At 54.1% G+C, this 22,738-nt stretch carries 15 protein-coding genes and 1 other RNA gene; 10 read left to right on the top strand and 6 right to left on the bottom strand.

Features of this window, described 5'->3' with window-relative positions; genetic code table 11:
• Positions 1-7: 7 nt before the first annotated feature.
• The 3 genes from R3C20_18965 to R3C20_18955 all read right to left on the bottom strand — a co-directional run bounded on the left by R3C20_18965 (position 8) and on the right by R3C20_18955 (position 4,056).
• Entirely contained in the window at positions 8-1,300 is a 1,293-nt protein-coding gene (locus tag R3C20_18965) for a DUF1552 domain-containing protein (GenBank protein ID MEZ6042582.1), read from the bottom strand.
• A gap of 108 nt (positions 1,301-1,408) precedes the next feature.
• Complete coding sequence (locus R3C20_18960; GenBank protein MEZ6042581.1) at positions 1,409-3,064, bottom strand: hypothetical protein; 1,656 nt, start codon at positions 3,062-3,064, stop codon at positions 1,409-1,411.
• A 137-nt stretch (positions 3,065-3,201) separates the two neighbouring features.
• On the bottom strand, positions 3,202-4,056 hold the full coding sequence (locus tag R3C20_18955) for an SDR family oxidoreductase (GenBank protein ID MEZ6042580.1): 855 nt from the start codon (positions 4,054-4,056) through the stop codon (positions 3,202-3,204).
• Between the two features lie 138 nt (positions 4,057-4,194).
• On the opposite strand from R3C20_18955, the gene R3C20_18950 reads away from it, so the two are divergent.
• The 3 genes from R3C20_18950 to R3C20_18940 all read left to right on the top strand — a co-directional run bounded on the left by R3C20_18950 (position 4,195) and on the right by R3C20_18940 (position 12,321).
• Complete coding sequence (locus R3C20_18950; protein MEZ6042579.1) at positions 4,195-5,643, top strand: MFS transporter; 1,449 nt, start codon at positions 4,195-4,197, stop codon at positions 5,641-5,643.
• Between the two features lie 102 nt (positions 5,644-5,745).
• Complete coding sequence (locus R3C20_18945; protein ID MEZ6042578.1) at positions 5,746-9,033, top strand: c-type cytochrome; 3,288 nt, start codon at positions 5,746-5,748, stop codon at positions 9,031-9,033.
• Positions 9,034-9,174: 141 nt separating this feature from the next.
• Entirely contained in the window at positions 9,175-12,321 is a 3,147-nt protein-coding gene (locus R3C20_18940; GenBank protein ID MEZ6042577.1) for a DUF1553 domain-containing protein, read from the top strand.
• 243 nt (positions 12,322-12,564) lie between these two features.
• Here the strand turns inward: R3C20_18940 and rimI are convergent, their stop codons facing one another.
• Complete coding sequence (gene rimI / locus R3C20_18935; protein ID MEZ6042576.1) at positions 12,565-13,128, bottom strand: ribosomal protein S18-alanine N-acetyltransferase; 564 nt, start codon at positions 13,126-13,128, stop codon at positions 12,565-12,567.
• 403 nt (positions 13,129-13,531) lie between these two features.
• Between rimI and R3C20_18930 the strand changes: the two genes are divergently transcribed.
• From R3C20_18930 to R3C20_18910, 5 genes are all read left to right on the top strand, one after another.
• Positions 13,532-14,488 (top strand): DUF1080 domain-containing protein, encoded by a 957-nt coding sequence (locus R3C20_18930; GenBank protein MEZ6042575.1) that lies wholly within the window; start codon positions 13,532-13,534, stop codon positions 14,486-14,488.
• 226 nt (positions 14,489-14,714) lie between these two features.
• Positions 14,715-15,794, top strand: a complete 1,080-nt coding sequence (gene serC, locus R3C20_18925) for a 3-phosphoserine/phosphohydroxythreonine transaminase (protein ID MEZ6042574.1) — start codon at positions 14,715-14,717, stop codon at positions 15,792-15,794.
• Positions 15,795-15,908: 114 nt separating this feature from the next.
• On the top strand, positions 15,909-16,589 hold the full coding sequence (locus R3C20_18920; GenBank protein MEZ6042573.1) for a hypothetical protein: 681 nt from the start codon (positions 15,909-15,911) through the stop codon (positions 16,587-16,589).
• 123 nt (positions 16,590-16,712) lie between these two features.
• Positions 16,713-16,934 (top strand): sulfurtransferase TusA family protein, encoded by a 222-nt coding sequence (locus tag R3C20_18915; protein MEZ6042572.1) that lies wholly within the window; start codon positions 16,713-16,715, stop codon positions 16,932-16,934.
• A gap of 10 nt (positions 16,935-16,944) precedes the next feature.
• On the top strand, positions 16,945-17,331 hold the full coding sequence (locus R3C20_18910; protein MEZ6042571.1) for a DsrE family protein: 387 nt from the start codon (positions 16,945-16,947) through the stop codon (positions 17,329-17,331).
• Here R3C20_18910 and R3C20_18905 read toward each other — a convergent pair.
• Positions 17,299-20,070, bottom strand: a complete 2,772-nt coding sequence (locus tag R3C20_18905; GenBank protein MEZ6042570.1) for an EAL domain-containing protein — start codon at positions 20,068-20,070, stop codon at positions 17,299-17,301. The two genes, R3C20_18910 and R3C20_18905, sit on opposite strands and share 33 nt — an antisense overlap.
• A gap of 29 nt (positions 20,071-20,099) precedes the next feature.
• Positions 20,100-20,696, bottom strand: a complete 597-nt coding sequence (locus R3C20_18900; protein ID MEZ6042569.1) for a DsrE/DsrF/DrsH-like family protein — start codon at positions 20,694-20,696, stop codon at positions 20,100-20,102.
• A gap of 489 nt (positions 20,697-21,185) precedes the next feature.
• Here R3C20_18900 and thiL point away from each other — a divergent pair, with 489 nt between their 5' ends.
• Positions 21,186-22,154: a thiamine-phosphate kinase gene (gene thiL / locus R3C20_18895; protein ID MEZ6042568.1), complete on the top strand. Its 969-nt coding sequence runs from the start codon at positions 21,186-21,188 to the stop codon at positions 22,152-22,154.
• 164 nt (positions 22,155-22,318) lie between these two features.
• Positions 22,319-22,674: a transfer-messenger RNA gene (gene ssrA / locus R3C20_18890) on the top strand.
• Positions 22,675-22,738 lie beyond the last annotated feature (64 nt).

The raw sequence follows: 22,738 nt of genomic DNA, 5'->3' as shown, positions 1-22,738 counted from the left end.
GGCTGGCTCAGCCTGCCGTATCAAATCCTGTCAATGTGCCGGTGCTGGAGCTGAAACGATCCGTTTCGACGCCGAATTGCTGCAGCAGTGTCACGAACAGATTGCAGAGCGGCACCCTTCCATGGCTTTCTGTCGGATACGCTTTGTGTTCTCCATGTCGAAAGGAACCACCTGCAACAAGGATTGGCAAATCGTGATTCGTGTGAGAATTTGCGTTGCCCATGCCACTTCCAAACATGGCTATTGTGGAGTCGAGCAGTGTTCTGTCTGTTTCTGGTTCCCTGATCGAAGCCAGTTTGTCCAGGAAACGAGCGAACTGTTCCGTCTGATACAGCTCAATTTGTGTCAGCAGCCTGATACTTTCTTCCACCTGACCGTGGTGTGACAACCCGTGATACCCAGCCCGAATGCCGAGATCGGCCGCGACAAAGCTGCCGCCGACTTCCACCGTGGCCACACGCGTTGAGTCCGTCTGAAGCGCGAGGGCAATCAGGTCGTAGATTTTCGGGAGGTCCCTTGTAAGTCCTTCATTGACTGGTTCCTGCATGTCTGTTTTTGGCTTTGCAATTTGCTGCCAGTGCTTGTCCAGCTGCAGTTTGAGTTCAACCTCCCGCACCGATGTGAAATATTCCTCCAGCTTCTGATTGTCACTTCGACTGACTCTTCTTCTGAGATCGTTTGCGTCACCGCGAACTGCATCCAGAATCGATTCCTGCAACGCAATGCGTTGTTGCGCTGCACGACGAGCGGCAGCCGTGTCATCGACGAATAAATTTCGGAATAATTCTCTCGGCCCGGGTACCGGTGGAATCCGTGTCCCCGTTCGCGTCCAGCTCATCATGCACCCACCATGCAAGCCGTCTTCGGATCCGATCGTTAAAGAAGGGAACCGCGTGGCTGACCCGACGAACTCCGCCGCCCGCTGATCCAGGCTCATTCCGCCTTCCGGCATGGACTTGCCTTCTGATGAATGGACGCCGGTCAGGTAGGTATGCACCGCGAAATGGCCGCCCTTAAGACCGTGATCAAGATGAGAAAACAAGGTCATTCTTGAGCGATGGGCTTCCAATGGCCTGAGCAAAGGAGTGAATTCGTAGTCGGGCCCCGCCTCTTTAGGCCAGAAAGCGCCAGGATACATTCCGAATTCATTACCAACGCAAACCAGGCGTCGTGGCGTATTGATCCGGGTCCCTGAAGATGCAGAGCTAATGGCCGGAAACAACGATTCCAGAGTTGGCAGGGCGACGCAAACACCGCTGGCCTTCAGGAATCCACGTCGTGCACTATTCGAATAAAACATGTCTGACCTCTTCCATCTTCAAAAACAGCCATTCCGCTGCCTGAAGCCGCTGGAACGATCCTGCCCGAATCTGGTTTCGAACGTGGAACATCTGAATTCAGAACGCTGCTAATCCAGGCCCAGGACCTGAAGTCCCTGCTCAAAGACGACATCAACAGGGATATTCGCATCACGGAGTCGATCCAGATCCGCCTGCAGCTGTTGTCCAACCACAGCGAAGGTATCCAGCACTTCAGCCGCGCCTTCATATCGGCCATTGCCCTGAGTCGTCAGCAGTAATTCCGTCAACGCCTGAATGGCAGATTCCATTCGATCGAAATCGACGCGATATCGACCGTTCTCTCCGCGTGTGAAAGCACCGTGCTTCTGGAAGAAGTTGAAACTGATCATGTTTGCCCGACCATGCGCACTTGTCGCCCCAAAACGGCTGGAGCGAAAGATGCCCGCCATGTAAGTGACGTAGTTGTCCCGAAGTGTACCTTCTGTCAACACGTTGCGTTTACGCAGTTCGGAAGCGAGGTAAAGTCCAAGAATATCGGCTTTGCATTCCTCAAGCGGTGCGCCGAGTTCTCTCAATGCCTGACGGACAGTACCGCTGCCAGCGACAACGTTCTTGATTCCGAGCCCATGCGCAACTTCGTGCAGCATCGTGTTCGAGAAGAATGCGTCGAACGTGACGTGTTCGCGTTGAGCAGGATCCAGAAGTTCGTCTGCAATGGGCTCAACGATACGATCGAATTTGGCTCGCATCGCGTTCTTCAGTTGTAACCGACGAGTTCCTTTCTTCAGCTGCACTTCCTCATCGTTGGGCAGATTGATGGCGATTGTCTTTGACCCGGAATTGCAGTCTCCCGCGTAATAGACCACATCGTACGCATTCAGGTCCGAATCCGTGCCGGGCGATTCAGACTTGAATTCTTCAGAAACCGGCAGTGACTTTTGAAGTTCCGGCAGCAGAGATGCGTATTTGCTCAGTCGGCCGCTCCATTCGCGATCTTTGATCAGGACGTATGCTTCGTGGGCAGCCTTGTATCCAAACATGCGGTCCTCATAGTTTTCGATGGGACCGATGACGATATCCAGGGTGTTTGACTTCATGTCCATCCATGCCAGATCACTTGGCTGAAAATCATCAGACAACAGCGCGTCGGCTCGAAGCGTCAAGTACGTTTTCCATTTCTCGTCTTCAGCAAGCTCCGCAGCGGCACGTAGTTTTTCGGCGGCAATCTGTGTTCGATCGGCGAAGAACTTGTGATAAGGAATCGTCCGCAGCTTTCCGTCTTTCGTTCTTCGGACGATCGTATACAGGCTGCGGAATGCCTTTGCCTGATCCGGATGAGATTCCACCCAGGCCTCAAACTCTTCTTTGGTCATATCTTTCGGATAGAAGTTCGCTCCCAACGGTTTTGGACCGATCCCTTCCACAAAAGAGGCATTGGCACCCAGGCGATCCCATGGTCCATAGTTGATTTCGGCAAATCGCCTGACTGCTGGATCCTGGATGCGTTCCATCAGTTGCTTCCGGTGTCCCCAGGCTTCGCGCCAGAAAATATGATCCATCTGCTCTGCCGCCTGGATCAGCAGTCGAATGGTGTCTCGTTCTTTGTCCGACAATCCGGACAGGTCCGCGGACAATCTGACGGGCGCATACTGGGCGACACGTTGCTTCACAGAAACGGGATCCTCCGCCATCACGGCCCACGAGAAGCAGACTGCGGCAACTGCAAGGGCACTGGCCACGCATTTGGTTCGGTTGATCGGCATAATCGGGACTCTGGGAACAGGGTTCGGGCGGAGAATTCGGTCAGCGGGAGCAGTACTGTTTGCCACGCCTGGGTTCTGCATGCATTGTTCTTCAACTGAGGTCTGGGCACAAGCTTGCGGTGTCAACAACGAGTGAATCAGTTGGGGACGGAATTCACCTGAGCGGAGTCCTCCGCTCCGAAGTCCTTTGGGCACTCTGGAGCAGGTGTGGGACTGCGAATAGGTTCTGCTCCGCAGTCCTTGAACCGGAAACCTCCGTCGACGGGCAGAATGACTCCGGTGATGTAATCTGCCGCGTCGCTCGCCAGAAATGTAGCGGCCTGACCAATGTCTTCTGGCAGCCCCAGCCGTCCCCAGGGTAGACGCTGCCCCTGTTCTGCCAGGGTTTCATCGCTGAATGTGAGATGCTCAGCGGGCGTGTCAATCCAGCCGGGTGCAATGGCATTGACATTGATACGGTGCCGCGAAAGTTCGACCGAAACAGACCGCGTGAAGTGATTAAGTCCGGCTTTTGCGGCTCCATACGCACCGCACAGCTCAAATGGCATTTCGGCCTGGACACTTGAAATAAAGATGATTCGGCCCCGAATTCGCCGGGATACCATATGGCGGGCAACCAGTTGGCTCATATGAAAGCCGCTGATCAGAGTTCCCTGAATCGTTTGCTGAAACAGTTCCGGATCGTATTCCAGAAAACTGCCTCGCCGACTGAAGGCCGGATTACTGACCAGAATGTCAATCTGCCCAACGGCCTCGATTGCTGCTGCGACCAGTGATTCGCATCCTTCGCGGCTGAAAACGTCGCACCTGACCACTTCGCACCGGCGTCCGAGATTTTGAATCAGCCGAGCGGTCTCCGACAGATCAGTGCTTTCGGGGCGGTCATTCACCACAATGTCGGCGCCTGCGCGCGCCAGTTCCAATGCGCAACCGCGTCCAATTCCTCGCCCGGCGCCTGTGACAAGCGCTGTTTTTCCTGAGAGCTGAAACATCGAATGGTCCATTGCAGGGTAATCGAATGAAAGTTCGTCATTTGTGCCAGGTGATCGAAAGCACTGAGCGATTCGGGATGGTAACTTCTCACCCAATTGACTCCATTGAAGTCGTCTTCCAGATTGTCTGTCAGGCCCATGGCACACCCGAAAACCATCATACAAACTCAGCGCACGACACAGCCAAAGCTCAACCCTTTTCGAATCGTTGCAGTTATTCTTTCCCAATTCCTGCTCACCTGGCTGCTGTTCGAATTGCCTCAACAAGTTCCCGATGACACTTTTCTGCACGCCGCGAACGATGACACCGCGAACGATGGCACCACGAGCGATGACACCGCGATCGATGACACCGCGATCGATTCTGGCAGCATTTCCGATACGACTGGCCAGCTCTTGAATTACGGATGGGTGTCGTTCTCGTCCATCCAACTCATGGCGATGGGGGCGGGGTTCTTCGCAGTTTATTGGCTGTTCCGCGTGACAGCGCTCATTGTTGGGTGGATCGCCGCCTTGCTGATGTGCGCGTGGATCTGTTTCGACTGGTTTGCGATTCTGGACCACTGGCCAGTTGTCGCGATCCTCAGCGGACTCGCCGTTTCGATCCTGTGGAGGTCCGGACAGCAGGCGATCATGGAAACGACACCCAATCGTGACCGGTGGCGCGTCACTGGCATCGTTGGATTTTCAGTCCCGGCAGCGTTATTCATGACCGCTCTTGCAAGCCTCGGCGGCAATTCACACCCGGAATGGCTAACAACGCTCACCGGCAGTGCAGCGATAGTTCTTGCACCTCTGGTTGGCTTCCTGTTCACAGGGGTCGCCGGATTTACCGCCGCGCCGGAGACTCCACTCGCGTCATCCGCCAGCTCTTCCTGTTGCGACACAATTTGTGATGACCAAAAGTCAAATCACGATCATGATCACGATCATGATCATCCGGCACATGAGGTGACTGAGGGTACCGGGGGTTGCGGGGAAGAAAACTGCTGCAGTGTTGTGACAAGTACACCGACGCCGATGTGGGCAGGATGGTGTTTTGCGACTGCTGGATGGCTTTTGCTGCCCGGTGTTGTGACCGGTACTTTGGTAGAAATTTCAAATTCCGGAGCCGGAAGAGTCATCACTCCGGTGGCGATCATGGTTGCAGTGGCAATCTACCGACGGCTCGTGCGGTTCACCGGTCACACACTTGCCCTGCCGACAGCCCTGTTGATTCTATTCACCGCTGCGACGGGATTGCTGATGGTACCATTCGGCACCGCCTGGCTTTCTTTGTTGGTAATCATTGCTTCAATTGCTTTTGCCGCCAGCCATGGTAGCCAAAGTCTGGTCACTGAATATTTCCAGGACACTCATCGCTGCCGGAATCGCACGTTGATTACTGCCGGTGGGGCATTTTCGGCCGGGGTCGTTCTCGCGATTCCCGGCTTTGTCAATCCCGTGTCCACCGGGCCAGCATCCTCTGCACCAGTTTGGATCAGTGGCCTGTCGATTGGCTGTTCTGTTGTCCTGATCTGCGGCATGCGAAAAATTCGAAGTCCGATTCTCGTAACGCGATTCGCTGAGCGTTACGTCAGGACATAGAGCGCGAGGGATGGTTTTCGTTTCCATTCCACCGCCACTTTGTGAAATAATGCGTACCCTGCCTTTGTATCCCCACGACTAACTCACCGATGGTTCCATTCCATGAATATGTCTCAGATCCCGCTTATCGCATGTTCTGCAATGCTCCTGTTTTCCTGTGGAAACGCCCTTGCCCAGCAGCCGCGGAAACAATCCGTCGAACGACAACCTTCCCTGGAACGGGGGGCGGTGCCGGAAAAGCCAACCGCGTCTTTGATCTCTGATGGTGAGTTTTCGAAGGGGCCGGTCCCGGCCTGGATTTGGGGGGAAGACAATAACCAAAGCTACGTGTTGAAAACGACGTTCGTCGTCGGTGAGATTCGGGCGGCCCGTTTGATCGCATCGTGCGACAATGTCGGTACGGTGTTCATTAATGGCAAACAGGTTGCCACCAGCAGTGAGTGGCAGCAGCCAATGTCAGCCAATGTGGCTCCATTGCTTCAGAACGGCGAGAACACAATCACAGCAAACGTGAGCAACCAGGGGGGCGTCGCCGCATTTGTTCTGAAACTTGTGATTCAGGATCAGTCCGGAGAGCTGTTGTCTGTTGTGACAAATGCAGACTGGATGGCGGAATCGAAGGACGAAGTCGGCGGGAGAAAGGCATCACTGCGGGCAACGTACGGTGACGGTCCATGGGGATCCGTTTTCAACAGCGTCGGAGAAGGCACTCGTGTACCAAATGGAACGTTCGAAGTGCCGCCCGGATTTGTCGTCGACAAACTGTTCACGGTTCCGAAGGACGAGCTTGGTTCGTGGGTCTGCATTGCATTCGACAATAATGGTCGCCTTCTGGCCAGTGATCAGGGCGACAAAGGGATTTGCCGAATCACGCTGCCCGCCGTCGATGGCAGCGGTGAAACCATCGTCGAACGTCTGGACTTTTCAAAGTGCGAGTTCAAGCCCAGCGGTGCTCAGGGCATGCTGTGGGCGTTTGATTCGCTGTATTTCTGCTGCAATGGCGGACCAGGTAGTGGCCTGTATCGGGCTCGCGATACCGACGGCGACGATCAATTTGATGAATGCGTGAAGCTAAAGGAGTTTCGAGGCGGTGGCGAGCACGGTCCGCATTCGATCCGACTATCTCCCGATGGAAAACGCATCTTCGTCATCGCCGGAAACCATACGCAACCGCCTTTCAATGCGGGCGAGGAACTTGAAAACGAAAGCTACAGCAGTCGCATTCCGACCAACTGGGGTGAAGATCTTTTGTTGCCCAGAATGTGGGATGCCAACGGTCACGCTCGCGGAGTCATGGCGCCGGGCGGCTGGATCGCCAGCACCGACCCGGACGGCAAAACATGGGACATCTGGAGCATTGGCTACCGCAATCCGTACGACATGGCATTCAACGCGGACGGCGAATTGTTTGCGTACGACGCCGACATGGAATGGGATGTCGGCACGCCGTGGTACCGACCGACTCGTGTTGTCCATGCCACCAGCGGAAGCGAATTCGGCTGGCGCAGCGGAACAGGCAAGTGGCCGGAATACTACATAGACAGCCTTCCGGCGATGGTCGACATCGGCCCGGGATCTCCGGTTGGTGCGGACTTTGGTTATGGCCCTCCCCTGAAGGCCGACTCACCGATCGCGAAGAATGCTCGCGCCACTGTTTCGGCAACAGCGTTCGGCAGCAAAGGGGAATTCGTGTTCGCTCCGCTGAAGTTCCCGGCCAAATACCAGAAGGCGTTCTACATCTGCGACTGGACCTTCGGCACGATGTACGCCATTCACACGGAACCCCATCAAAGCAGCTACAAAGCCGTCAAAGAAGAATTCGTCGCCAGAAACGCGCTGCCGCTGACCGACTGCGCTGCCGGTCCGGACGGGGCGTTGTATTTCACCGTTGGCGGACGCGGGACACAGTCGGAACTTTATCGAGTGACGTACGCTGGTAGCGAATCAACGGCTCCCGCACAGATACAGAATCAACCGGGCCACGATCAGCGAGCCGCTCGAAGATTCCTCGAAGAGTTTCATGGATTGGATACCGACTTCTCGCAGTTTGTACAAAAGATGATCGACTACAAAGCATCGGCGTGGTTGCCGGACGGCGAAGAGGTTGAAGCCGATTCCATGATGAAGAACGCACTTCGTGGCGTCACATACAATCCATCTGCGGGTGAAGCGATGCTGAAAGCAGTCACTGAACAGTCGATGCCGGCGATTCATCGAATCGGACTGACTCTCTCGGTCGTGAGAGGCGTCGGACGCAACAGTCTCGATGCGTCGGCTGTTCGGGGACCAGCGTTGGAGCTACTCAGGACGGTTTCGTTTGATCAGCAGGATACTCAGCGAAAACTGGATTATCTCCGCGCTCTGTCGCTGACGTTCATTCGACTGGGCGAGCCGTCCGATGCAGAGAAATCGGAATGGCGAAGTCTGTTTGAAAACGCCTTTCCCTCAAATGACTGGCGTCTGAATCGCGAACTCTGCCAGATGCTTGTCTACCTGGATTCGCCGACGGTCGTAGCCAAAACGATCGATCTGATGAACGCTCCGCCGCAGCGGGAAGACATCGATATGGGCGAACTGCTGACTCGTAATCGTGGTTACGGCAGTGCGATCAAAGCGATGATCGACAATCAGCCGGACAAGCAGCAGATGTGGTATGCGTTCTGTCTTCGAGTTGCGAAAGCTGGATGGACGCCGGAATTGCGAGCCGATTACTTCCGCTGGTTCGGGCGAGCTCAACAGTGGTCCGGCGGCAACAGCTTCAAGAAGTTTCTGCAGAACATCGAGCAGGAAGCCTGGGATATCACTCCGTTTGATGATCGCATTCTGGTGGAACGTGCGGGAGCTCGTTCGCCCTACAAAGTGGCCCAACTGCCACAGCCAGTCGGTCCCGGAAAGGCATGGACTCTGCAGGAAGTCCGCGATCTGGCAAAGGATGGCCTGAAGAACCGAAACTACGACAACGGTCAGAAAATGTTTGCTGCCGCGCGTTGTATTCTTTGCCACCGATTTGCTGGCGATGGAGGTGCAACGGGCCCGGACCTGACTCAGCTGGCTGGTCGCTTTAGTGTCGATGCACTGACCGAAGCCATCATCGAACCCAGCAAGATCATCAGCGACCAGTACAAAGCAAGTACAGTCGTCACGGACGAAGGAAAGATTATCACCGGTCGAATCGTTTCGGAGAACGAAAAGCAGATCAGCGTGTTGACTGATCCGGAGGACAGTACAAAGATTGCTGATATACCGAAGGCATCGATCGAAGAGATTCTGCCCGCAACGGTTTCGATCATGCCTCAGGATCTGCTCAAGACCCTGAACCAGGATGAAGTTCTCGATCTGCTGGCCTATCTGTTAAGTCGAGGCGATCAGAAAGACGCAATGTTCAAGTAAACGGGCAGTATCAGTGTCAGGTTCGTTTGCCGGGCTTCGATGCCCGGGTTGCGGGCCAATGAACTCAGCCACCCGGTTTTTCAATCGAGCCTGACCACGGCAAGTCGAAAGACGCAGCATTCAGACCGCACGAGACTAAAGATGAAATTCGACATTGTCCATTTCCAGCCGTCACGGCTGACCCTGATTGTATTTGCCGTGATTCTGTCGGTGAGCACTGGTTCTTTTCCGTTCAGCGATCTGTCTGCTGATGAAATATCGTTCGCGACACAGATTCGCCCGATCCTGTCGGACAAATGCTTTCGGTGTCACGGACCTGATGAACACGAGAGGAAGGCAGAACTTCGACTCGATGATGAATCATCGGCAAAGGCAGATCGCGACGGCAGCCATGCCGCAATCATTGCGGGAGACGCGAAGAACAGCGAGCTGCTGGCTCGCATCAATTCTGACGACGCGGATTTAATCATGCCTCCCGTCGACTCCGGAAAATCGCTGACACCCGCTGAAATACAATTGCTCACCACATGGATTCAGCAGGGGGCGCCCTGGGGACAGCACTGGGCGTTTGAACCGGTTGTCAGGCATGAACCGCCAACGATTGCCGGAAACGACGCATTCAACGACATCGACCGCTTTGTGAAAGCAAAACTTGACACCGTTGGTCTGCGACAAAATGCGCAGGCGGATCGGGTCTCTCTGATTCGGCGAGTCACCTTTGATCTGACAGGGCTTCCCCCTTCAGTGGCGGAAGTCGATGCCTTTCTGGCAGATGGCTCTGTCAACGCGTACGAAAAAGTTGTTGACCGTCTGCTGGCTTCACCCCGCTACGGCGAACACATGGCCCGCTTCTGGCTCGACGCGGCGCGGTATGGTGATACACATGGACTGCATCTGGACAACTACCGAGAGATGTGGGCCTACCGTGACTGGGTGATCAGGGCGTTCAACACGAACCAGCCATTTGATCAGTTTGTCGTGGAACAGCTCGCTGGAGACCTGCTGCCAAATCCAACGGACGATCAACTCATCGCTACCGGATTCAACCGGTGTCACGTCACGACAAGCGAAGGGGGTTCAATTGCCGAAGAAGTCGAAATGCGGAACACAGTCGAACGTGTTCTGGCAACAGGCACCGTATTCATGGGACTCACCATGGATTGCTGTCGGTGCCACAATCACAAGTTCGATCCAATCACATCGAAAGATTTCTATTCGCTCTATGCATATTTCAACAGCATCGATGGAAATCCCCTGGATGGAAATCGAAAAGACCACGCACCTGTCATCAATGTCCTGACAGACGCGCAGAAATCGGAGATTGCTCAGCTTCAGGAGCAAGTTGCTGATCTTCGCCAACAGGTGCGTGAGATCGTGACATCGGTCCAATACACCGAACCCGAAAATCCTACACCCCCTACTCTGGCAGAACCCACGGAATTTGTCTGGATTGAAGACTCCGTTCCGGAGGGTGCCAACGCGCAGGGGAATACTCCGTGGGAGTTCGTGAAGAAGCCACTCCCGGTTTTCAGCGGCGAGACCTCCAGCAAGAGAACAGCGACGGGCCTGAGCCAGCATTTCTTTGACGGGGCAAAGACCCCCCTGCGGATATCGAGCGGTGACTTGTTTTTTTGCTATGTCTACCTGGACCCCGCAAATCCGCCCAAAGAAATCATGCTCCAGTGGAATGACGGTTCGTGGAATCATCGAGCTTACTGGGGCAGCAACAGTATCGACTGGGGCAACGACCAGTCACCCAGTCGTATGCGAATGGGTGACTTGCCAGGAACGGGGGAATGGGTCCGCCTTGAGATCCCGGTAAGCAAAGTCGGACTGGCCGAGAATTCAGAAGTCAATGGCTGGGCATTCACGCAGTTCGATGGGACCGTTTACTGGGACAGGGCGGGAATTGTCAGCAAGTCGTCGCAGCAACCGCTCTACGATTCTTTTGCCCTGTGGCAGGAAGACCAAAAGAAGTTCGGAGGAAAATCGCTGCCGCAGAATCTGCAAACCGTCTTATCGTTGCCAGCAAGCGACAGAACCAATCAGCAGTCAACTTCTCTCAAAGAATACTTCATCGAAAACGCCTATGGTCCAACACGTGAAGCCATCGCGGCACTGGCCCAAAAGCAGGCTGATGCACAGGCACGAATGGACGCCGTACAGAAAGCCGCGGCAACAACACTGGTCTACCGGGAACTCGCACAGCCGAAGCCAGCCTTCATTCTGAATCGCGGCGAATATGATCAGCCTCGCGAGCAGGTTGAGCGAGGTGTGCCATCCGTCCTGCCTCCATTTCCTGAAGGGGAAGCAAACAATCGCCTGGGTTTGGCCAGATGGTTGGTTGCTCCAAATCATCCACTAACGTCACGCGTCACCGTCAACAGATTCTGGCAGCAGTTCTTTGGGACCGGAATCGTCAAGACCAGTGAAGATTTTGGTTCCCAGGGCGAACCTCCCAGCCATCCGCAGCTGCTCGACTGGCTCAGCTCAGAGTTCATGCGGCCTCAACTGAGCGGTGCGTCGCATGGGTGGGATGTGAAACACTTAGTCCGCCTGATTGTGACATCCGGCACCTATCGACAGAGTTCACAGATTACGCTCCTTAAGCTCGAGCGCGACCCGTCAAACCGACTGTTCTCTCGAGGTCCGCGTTATCGTCTTGACGCAGAAATGCTCCGTGATCAGGCTCTGTTTGTCAGCGGTTTGCTTCATGAGCAAATCGGCGGACCGGCTGTCAAGCCACCCCAACCGGATGGCCTCTGGTTTGCGGTCGGCTATTCGGGTTCAAACACGGTTCGTTTCAAGAAGGATACCGGTGCCGACAAAGTCCATCGTCGAACAATTTACACCTTCTTCAAACGAACCGCACCACCTCCGCAAATGAGCACCTTCGATGCGCCATCCCGCGAAAGTTGTACTGTGCGTCGTGAAAGAACCAACAGCCCCATGCAGGCCCTGCTGCTGATGAATGATCCACAGTATGTGGAGGCAGCGCGAGTCCTTGCAGAACAAACACTTAACCAACCTGCGGATACGATACGGAGCAAAATTCAGTGGATGGCTCGCAACGTCCTTCTGAGGCATCCCCTTGACGGTGAGCTTGATCAGCTCACTGAAGACTTTCAGCTTTATCGCATGGAATATGCGGCAGACACGGACGCTGCAAGAAAACTGATATCCGTCGGCGAAGTCCCGCCTTCAGATTCATTTGCGCTGGAAGACGTGGCCGCGATGACAATGGTGGCCAACACCTTGTTGAATCTCGACGAGGTTGTCAGCAAATAGCGGCCGATGAAATCAGGAATGATGTTTGGATGACCGCAGTTCCTGAGAGGCTGCCGTCTGGGATCCAACAAATCCATCTGAGTTCCAACAAAAATGGCGACACCCGGGAGGGTATCGCCATCATGTTGCACTGTATTTGGGGAACGCTAACTGTCCGTTCAAAAATCCGGACACGCAGGACGGTTGTAGACTATCGTGTTGCCACGTCTCCTGTTCGAGCCAGTCCCGTTCTTGAACAGTTCGCTAAGCCGCGTCGTATTCGGAGATCCGATTGTGCGGTGCGAACGGAATTGTCGCCTCATCTGTCAGGCAGTAACGCATGTAGTAGGCATCTTCCAGCGTATCGTCGTAGTGATTTCTCAAAACGGTGACCGCTCGGAACCCGCCCTTTTGGAAAAACAGCTGTGCGGGAACATTCGTTTCGCGGACTTCCAGCACAATTTCGCGGCGACGCTGTTGCGATAATTTGTCGATCAGTCTCTGAACCATCTGGTAGCCGATTCCCTGGCGGCGAAATTCAGGCGACACGGCGAAGTTCAGAATTCTGAGCATGGACTTGTGCAGCTCGTAGATCATGAACCCGACGATTTTATGGTCGAGCTCAGCGACAGTGCCGATGCAGTTGCGTTGACGAAGGCAGCAGAGAAATTCTTCTTCGTTCCATGCGAACTGAAAGCTCTTGCGTTCGATATCCAGCACTTCGTCCATATCGCGGCGAATGAGCCAGCGAATCTGCGTTCGCGACGCATCGGGAACTGGGACGGTTGTTTCTGCAGGTACAGACTGATTTGTTCGCTTCAATCCCATCGCGGCCTCCATGCCGTTGAGCTTGAAAATTGCTGACCAGAAAATTGGCGTCGCAAGATTACAGATCGACCATTAAATCCGTTCGACGGTTGACCCGCGGAAAATTAGCAGAGTTCCCTGCCAGCGCCTATCCCGATGAAGGTCCTGGAGATGTGATCATGGAAATCGGCCAGAATAGCGACCGGGATGCGGCGAATTCTGCCGTGGATGCCTGAGATTACCCATTCGAGGCGAATGCTCACCTCAACCGGAAGTTCGTCGTGAAATGACATCGTCGATTGACATTGCCGCCCCTGGAATGTCTAGTGTTCTGCCAGGACAGTCGCCCGTGGTGCCGCGGTCGCGGAGGTCCGAATTATTCGTTTGGATTGAAGCTGCCGAGCTTTTGAATCGGTTGGGAAATATGCACCAATTGTCTTTCAGCGAAGTGTTCCCCGGATCAGCGGATCGCTTCGGTGATATTCCACAAGTCGAATCTCAACTCCTGTCCGCAGGCGGTGTTTCGGGATCCGGGCGGATGTACCTGTCCCGTCCGAACAGGCATTTGCATCGGATTGGCATTTTCGCATTGCTGATGGTCACCGGCCTGTTTTTTTCAGCCACACACGCCGACGAAACACCCAGGGCCACCCCAAAGGCCGGAAGTTTGACGGATGCGAATCAGGATCCTCAACCATCCGTTTCTGATCCGGGCAGGAAAAAGGTTGTTTCCACTGATCCTGCTGGCTTCACCGAATTGATCGTGCCGGATCTGGGCAGGCACTGGAAGTGCTACAGCGCCGATTCAAAGGCGACCATGGAGGAAGTGTGGCGAGTTACTGAGAACTCAGGAGACCCGATGCTCGTATGTGCCGGGCAACCCAAGGGCTTCCTTTACAGTACCGAAACATATTCTGACTTCGAATTGACGCTCGAATGGCGTTTCCCCACAGACGCAAATGGTAATAGTGGCGTGCTGGTCTACTTGCAGGATGAACCGCGGATCTGGCCAACTTCCATGCAGATTCAATTTCATCAACCCAAAGCTGGAAGCGTTTTTCCGAGCGGAGATGCAAAAAGTGCGAACACCAGCGATGCGGACCTGGCGGGGCCCGTGAATACCTGGAACACCTGCAGAATTGTGAGCATGGGCGGCCGTTTGAGTGTTGAGGTGAATGGAAAGAAGGCTGGGGAAACAACTGGTGCAGTGCCTTCGAACGGAGCCATAGCACTTCAGAGTGAAGGAGCGGAGGTTCATTTCAGACGGATTCGCATTCGACGCCTTGCCCCGGACGAACCAATGCCTGTTCCTCCGCCGACCGAAGCACCCGCAAAACCATCGACATCTCCCGTTGGATCGCCACCTGCAATTGACACGTGAAAAGACCGGGAACTGCGGCGAATCACGGCGGCAGGCATTGTAACTGGGAATGCGAATAAACGTTGCCCTCCCGGCAGGGCTGTCGCGTTCATGAGACGATTGGGGCGACCAATTCAACTCTGTTGAAGCAAAGTCCGTGTGTCCGTTACCCTTTACTGGCGTGTCTGGTAATTCTGTATGAATCTGCTTCCATCCAAATCCTCGAATCAGAAAGCGCGTAAAGGCGATGGTTAATCGCATCTTTAACTTTTCAGCTGGCCCAGCTGTTCTCCCTGAGAGTGTTCTGGAAGAAGCGGCCGCAAATTTGCTTTCGCTTGGGGATACGGGAATCGGCATTTGTGAGCATTCTCACCGTGGAAAACCGTTCATGGCCGTTGCCGCAGAGGCAGAGGCTCTGTGCAGAGAGATTGCAGGGATCCCGGATAACTACAAAGTACTCTTCCTGCAGGGCGGAGCATCGTTGCAGTTTTCGATGGTTCCGATGAACCTTCTCGGCAGTGATCAGACTGCCGACTATCTGGTGACCGGAGCCTGGTCTCAAAAGGCAGTGAAAGCCGCGGGCGAATATGGCAGAGTTCACTCCGCCTGTAGCAGTAAAGAGGCAAACTTCAGCTATATCCCGGATCAGGCGACATACAGCGAGAATCCGCGATACGTCCACTTCACTTCCAACAACACGATCTTCGGGACGCAGTTTGTCGGGGAACCTGCAGGGTACCCTGACAACGCGTTTCTGGTATGCGATGCCAGCAGCGATATTTTCAGTCGCCAGATCGATGTTGCAAAGTATGGCATCATTTACGCCGGAGCCCAGAAGAACCTCGGTCCGAGCGGAGTCACGCTGGTCATTATTCGAGACGATCTGGTAGAGGCCGGCAGTACAAATCTACCTGTGATGCTGCAGTATCGCACGCATGCAGAAAACGAATCGATGTACAATACCCCTCCGACTCTTGGCATCTATTTGATGATGCTGGTGTTTCGCTGGATCAAAGCTGCCGGAGGGTTGTCGGCCATTGAAACCCGGAACAGGAAAAAGGCAGCAGTACTTTATGACTATCTCGATTCAGGCAGTCTGTTCAAACCAACGGCTCGGCGGGACAGTCGCTCACAAATGAACGTGACATTTGTCACTGGTGACCCCGATAAGGACGCGGCATTCATCAAAGCAGCAGAAGCCGCGGGATTCAGTGGTTTGAAAGGGCATCGCAGTGTCGGTGGAATGCGAGCCAGCATTTACAACGCATTCCCACCGGAAGGTGTGGATGCTTTGGTGAGTTTCATGAAAGATTTTGAAGCAAAGTAATCCAGGATGACCGGATCCACCGAGCCATCGCAAACTGTTTCGGAACCCGAATTGGATCGCGTGTCTGCACATGTCGGTATCGTGTGCACACACATCGGCGAAATTCGGCCATTCATGAAGCGATTGGATCGAGTCCGAAAGTATGCTGACGAAGGTTGCACTTTCCGGGGTGGGTTTCTTCACGAGACCATCCGCATCGCCATTGTCGAGGCGGGACAGGGATTTGCACGGCATCGGAAGGCAGCAGAGATTCTGGTCCGGGAACATCGCCCCAAATGGGTCCTGTGCCTCGGATTCAGTTCTTCGTTGTCCGACAATGTGAAATTCGGTGATCTTTCAGTCGCCAACGAGATTGTTGATACTCATGGACAGAAACTGGAAGTGCACTGCCGAATCTCCAGCAGCCGACGAATCCATGTTGGACGTCATGTTGTGGCCGACGGACATCCTCTGAGAGAACGCGAGAAGGCCGAACTTGCCAGTTCAAGCAATGCAATTTGTGTGGACACATCCAGCCTTGCAGTTGCACAGGTCTGTCAGGAATTGTCAACGAAATTCATGTCGATTCGGTCAATTGTAGATTCGCTGGCTGGTGACATGCCTGAAAGCGCGGCCAGCCTGGTTTTTAGTCCAACCAGCAAAGCGGTCGGGACCGCCATCGGCACATTGGTGAAAGGACTAAAGCAAGTGTCCGAACTAAACACTTGGCGTAAGCGGGCCAACGATTCAGCCGAGAATCTCGACCGCTTTGCCGCCGGAATCGTTCTGCAGATTGGTGATCAACTCCGGGATTGAACGGACCATGTTGCTGGCTGAAGTCACACACACCATGATTCATGGGTTGCGGGAAACGGAGGGATCCGGGACGATCCGGAATTCTGATGCCAACCTCCGATAAACTCTTCGAAAGCTTCATGCATGGCTGACAGACAACTCGACTGCAAGGGTTTGAATTGCCCGATGCCTATCGTAGAAATTACAAGAACGGTCCGTCAGATGTCCAGCGGTCAGGTGCTTGAGGTCGAGGCAACAGATCTGGCGTTCAAACTGGATGTGGAAGCGTGGGCCAGACGTACTGGGAATTGTCTGGAGTCGATCGAAGAAGGCCCGGTGCTGAAAGCCACGATACGAATTGCCTGAGGAGTCTGGTGTGACCGAAGAAAAGAATGTTGTTGTCGTGCTGACAACGGGAAAGTCGGACAACGGGAAGAACGCCACGATGGCATTTTCCTGCGCTTTGTCAGCAATTGCCATGGGGCACCCAACAATCGTATTTCTGACGAGTGATGGTGCCGTCTGGGGATTCTCAAGGAGTGCCGATGGCATTACGGTTCAGGGTTTTCCGCCACTTGCGGATCTGTTGAATCGATATCTGGATTCAGGTGGTCGACTGCTCTTGTGCTCAGTTTGCCACCGCACATGTGGACTGGGCTCAATTGAAGATGGATCGGACGACGGCAAAGTTCCCTCTGCAGAAATCGCCGGCTTTGCATCCGTCATTGAGCTAGCGACGAACGGGACCTGCATCACTTTCTGATATTGGCAGCGAGTGGTCAATTTGGCCCCGTGCCTGCATCCATGCACGAAAGTTCTTTTCACTGATTGGACGGCTAACCAGATAACCCTGCAGCACGTCGCATCCCATCGACTTGAGCAGATCGGCCTGCTCTTCCGTTTCAACTCCCTCACCGACAACGGTCAGGTTCAGGCCTTTTCCCAGACCAACGATCGACCTGACGATGGCAGCCGTGTTCTGCATTTCGACCATTTGACGCACGAATGACGAATCAATTTTCAGTGTTTGGATCGGCAGCGTCGCAAGGTAGCTCAGAGACGAATATCCCTTACCAAAATCGTCGATGGCTGTCCGTATGCCTATCTTTGAAAGATTCAGAATCGTCCGTCTTGCCCGGTCCAGGTCGTCCACAACTGCGTTTTCAGTAATCTCCAGTTCGATCCATTCAGGCCGCGCACCGGTCTCCGCCAGAATACACTGAATTCGATCCAGAAATGCAGGATGCCGCAGTTGCTGCGGAGAGATGTTGACGGCAATCGGAAAGGGGTTGAATCCTTCGTCAGCCCATCGTCTGCATGTTCGGGCGGCCGTGGTCAGCACCAGTTCTCCCAGCGAATTAATCAGCCCTGTTTGCTCGGCAATCGGAATAAATTCTGACGGCGAAATATACGTCCCGTCGGGACGCTGCCAGCGTGACAGTGCCTCGCAGCCTGCCAGTCGTCCTGTTTGACTACAGAGTTTTGGCTGGAAGTGCAGGGTGATATGCCCACCTCTTAAAGCGTTTCGCAGCTCACTGTGAATCCGATGACGCAGGTCGACTGTTTCCTGCATTCCTGTGTTGAAGATGCGGACGGAGTTTTTTCCCGCGGCCTTTGCTGCATACATTGCAATGTCTGCATTCTTCATCAGCAATTCGACGTCAGTCGCATGTTCCGGATACAACGTGACACCAATACTCACTCCGATAACGCAGTCGTTCCCGGCTGGTTGAAATGGCTGCTTCAGTGCTGTCAGAACCTGATCCGTAAGCGTCGCGACTCGCCGACAAGCAGGGTCAATGTTTGTAAGGATGATTGCAAATTCATCTCCCCCAAATCGGGCAACGAATGCCTCATTGCCAACCGTCTTTGTAAGACGACGAGCCACCTGCTTCAGCAGTTTGTCCCCGGCGGAATGCCCCTGAGTGTCGTTGACGTGTTTGAAATCATCGAGGTCGAGGAAGCACACGGCAATACACTGTTGTTCCTCCGAATCGTTAATCAGGCTGGCAATGTGCCGCTTAAAGAATCTCCGGTTCGGGAGTCCCGTGAGATTATCGTACAACGCCTGCTTTTCCAGCTGCCGCTGCGAAACTTCCAGCGCTGTGACATCCGAAAACAAAGCAATCAGCCGCCCGCCGTTCTCTCCAGCATCGCAACTTCGGCTGATGGTTGCCCAGTACCACCGTTCGGGGTTTTGCCCGGAATCCACCTGCAGTTTACCGGACCAGTTTTGACCTTCAGCAACCTGAGCGAGATCATTCGCAAATGTCGAAACGCGGATGCGCATCACAGAGGCCAGGGATTTATGCAGAATTTCCTCCAGAGACATTCCGACCATTTGCAGAAACGTCGGATTCGCCTCCAGAACTCGCCCGTCCCGAGTCAATATGGCCACACCTTCTGCCGCACTCCGGAAAACGCTGGCCAGCAGGCTGAGACGTCGTTCGCGTGCCCGTTCTTCCGTGATGTCTCGTGACGTGGCAACCGTGTAAGTGTCGCCAGAGACTGAATCCTGAAACCGTGAGCATTTCGTTGAGAACACCTTCTGGGTTCCGGAAACGAGTGTGACCTCAGTTTCGCTGGAGTCCTGGGCGAACACTCGATTGACTTCATCGATCGAAAGCCCAATCACCTGATCCCGTTGATAACCAAACGATTCACAAAAGGCATCGTTCGCGACAACCAGTGCATTATCGCTCTTACCTACGACCAGATGATCTGGCACCGCGTTTATGATGTTGTCAAGGAAGTCACGGTGGCGCCGTAACTCACGCTCAAATTGCTTTCGGTTCGTAATATCGTGCACAGTCACCAGGACGTGATCACCGCTCTGCATATGAAATGCAGTCATCGTAACTTCGCACCAGACATCGTTACCGGACGCGGATGTAAAACCGACTTCGACTGTTCTTACATTTCCCTGCATCGCTGCGTTGTAACATTCAATGAGATCGGCATTTGCAGCTTCACCGGTCTCAAGGATTGCCTGAGAGAAACGTGGGGGCCATTTTCCAATGATCTCTTCCCGGTCCCCGACTAATGAACAGGCGTTGTCGTTGCAGGCGACACAGTACGACTCTTTCATTATCAACACAGCATCGTGTGTGCATTCAAAGACGGTATCTGCCAGTCTCTGGGTGTCTCGTGCAGCCTCTTCCGCGATTGCCCGGGCTTCTGCAAGTCGCTGCCGTGTTTCATCCAGTTCGTCAATGATTTCGGCGGAATACACAAGTGCATCTGCCTGGGCCCGCGCCAGATCATCCGATTTTTTCTGAACGATACGCAGTTCTTCCGCAGCTTCATTGGCTGCCTGGCGAAACAGCTCCAGACAACTGGAGACCCGCGCACCAGCATCAGACGGTAATGATGCTGCCTGAAGCAGAGGTTGCAACAGTTCCGATAACGCGTCAAGTTCTGATTCCATGTGCGTCAGCGAACGCACACTGGTGATCTGACTTCGAGGCTTGCTGATCGAGTCGCGGGAGTCGAACGTAGACATGCGAGAGGAATTTCGACGCAGAGAATTCGTTAAATGAACAGCGTTGTGTTGGCCTGGGAGGCCATTTCTGAAAATGAAGCCACGCCGCAGTATTCGAGGGAGGGATAATCGATTAGTTCTTTTCTCCGGACTCCCATCAGATTCATGGACATCTCGCAGACCCGGATTTTCACACCAAGCTCCGCTGCGCTTGCAATCAAATCATTCAGGTCGGCGATCTTCTTCTTCCTCATTTCTCGCCGCATCAAAGCCGCACCCAGCCCGCACATATTCATTTTCGATAGTGCCGTTCTCGATGCTCCGCGCGGCAGCATCCATCCGAACGCGCGTTCCACCATCGATTTGGGGCCAATCTGGGCAGCATCCTTCTTCAGAGCCACAGTCCCCCAGAACGTGAAGAACATTGTTACATCCATACCGCAGGCGGCAGATCCCGTTGCCATGACAAAGGCAGCCAGCAGGCGATCGCGGCTTGAGTCGAAGACCAGCAGATTCATCTTGTTGGGATCGGCTGCACCCTTTGCGGCACGTTCCAAATCCAGAATCCGCCTTTCCAGCTGGCGAAGTTTTACGTCGTCTGCCTCGGTTTCCTTGGAAATGTCCTGCACGGTTGCCGGAGCTATCATTCTGGTCTTCCTGATCTGGAATTGAACTCGTGTCCAATAATCCTGTCGTCCGGAAATCGCCGAACATGATTCAATGGTCGCGACAGATTTCTCTGCGTTACGACCACCTGCCGACAACTTCACCCACGTGAAGGCTAGGCCAGTTTCGGAGGCAAACGCTTCGACAAGTGTCTCGGAAGAGCAATTCAGACCTGCGATTTTGACGATTACATCGACTTTTCCGGCCCTGCCGACATGGGAAGACTATCCTGACAGCCTCTTAAAGAACCGGACTGGCTCGAGCAGAAGACCTTAAAACACGACGGTTCACAGGCGTTCTGCGCACCTTTCCCGGTTCTTTAACGGACAGCTAAACGAGCTCACGAATTGCGGTTCCTGATCAGAAGGAACCGGCGCACTACTGACAGGATCGAATGACGTCGCTGTCCGTGGTTACAATCCTGGGGCATAGCCACACGCAATCACCATTTCCTGCCAAAGGGTGCCCTCGTGCACGAACGAGATTTCATTCATTCACTCGCCCGACGTTATCCCGCCAGCAATTCCGTGCGGGTTGGTATCGGTGATGACGGCGCTGTTCTTGATGTGCCGGGCAACCAGCAGGTGGTTGTCACAGACATGCTGCTGGACGGAGTACACTTTGATCTTCGCCAACATGCGCTGTCTCTGGTCGGTCGAAAATCGGTTGCAGTCAATCTCAGTGATCTGGCGGCCATGGGATGTCGGCCGACAGCGGCCTTTGTTTCCATTGCCATTCCGAAACAAAGTTCTGCACCAGCAATAAAGTTTCCGGAACAGATTTACGACGGCATCGATGAACTCGCGAGGCAATTCGATTTTGTCGTTGCCGGAGGAGATACCAATGTCTGGACCGGTCCATTTGCGATCAATGTCTGCCTGACCGGTGTGCCGTACGTGGCATCACAGGTGTTCCTCAGGTCGAGTGCACGGCCGGACGACGTCATTTGTGTTTCGGGCCCGTTGGGTGGAAGTCTCCTGTCCGACCGCCACCTGACCTTTACTCCGCGACTCGATCTTGCCCGTGATCTTGCGGGTGCCGGTTGCGTGAACAGCGCCATGGATATTTCTGATGGTCTGGCCATCGACCTGCATCGGCTCTGTGAAGCAAGCCAAGTGGGCGCACAACTTGAACTGGATTGTATTCCCATTCATTCCGACGCTCTGGAACAAGCCCGATCCCGTCAAGGCGACCGGACAGAGTTAAGCGCAGATACGCGAGCTCAGACTGCTGCTTTCCAGGATGGGGAAGACTTCGAACTGCTGGTAACGATGCCACAATCGAGCTGGCGGGATATCCAATCAAGTTCTCTCGGACAACAGCTGATCCGAATTGGCACGGTTCAGGCCGAATTGGGTTGCAGGCTGGTCTTGCCAAATGGGGACATCCGCAATCTGCCGCCACTTGGCTGGGAACACACGTCTCGCAACGAAGATTGACCATTTCCACAGGTTGCCAACGATCGTAGGTTCGATTCTTGCTTCTCTACTGGAAACTAATCAGGGAAGCTGCTTTTCAAGCCGATAGTCGCAGGTATACTGAGGTGGTGCCGCGCAGTCGAAGGGTTGCGACGGTAGTCAGGGTTCTTGTGGTTTTATCTTCAGGGGGCGATCGGATTTGACTGGGTTACCATAAGTCAGGGTGGCGTGTCGAGGTTGATCAGTTGGCCTCGTAAAAAGCTGATCAAAAAATAACTGCAAAACCGCAGTACTCTCTGGCAGCTTAATAAAAGCTGTCCCAGCCTAAGGATCTCCGCCTGAGGAGCCGACCGCTGGTTACAAATTCGGGCTGGCATCAATCCATTGGTCGCTACGTTTGATGCGAGATTTGTTGTGACCTAGTGACGAACGGTCTTGTTCGGGGAACCTCGTCGTTGCGAAATTAATCAACGAACTACACACGTAGAGGCTTTGGCTGAGGGACAACAGGACGCGGGTTCGATTCCCGCCGCCTCCATCGAAAATGGCCACTTGCGATTCACGTAAGTGGCCATTTCTATTGGGGTTGCAGAAAAATACACATC

The organism is Planctomycetaceae bacterium (assembly GCA_041398825.1).
Taxonomy (GTDB): Bacteria; Planctomycetota; Planctomycetia; order Planctomycetales; family Planctomycetaceae; genus F1-80-MAGs062.
This window is presented reverse-complemented; position numbering and strand designations above follow the sequence as displayed.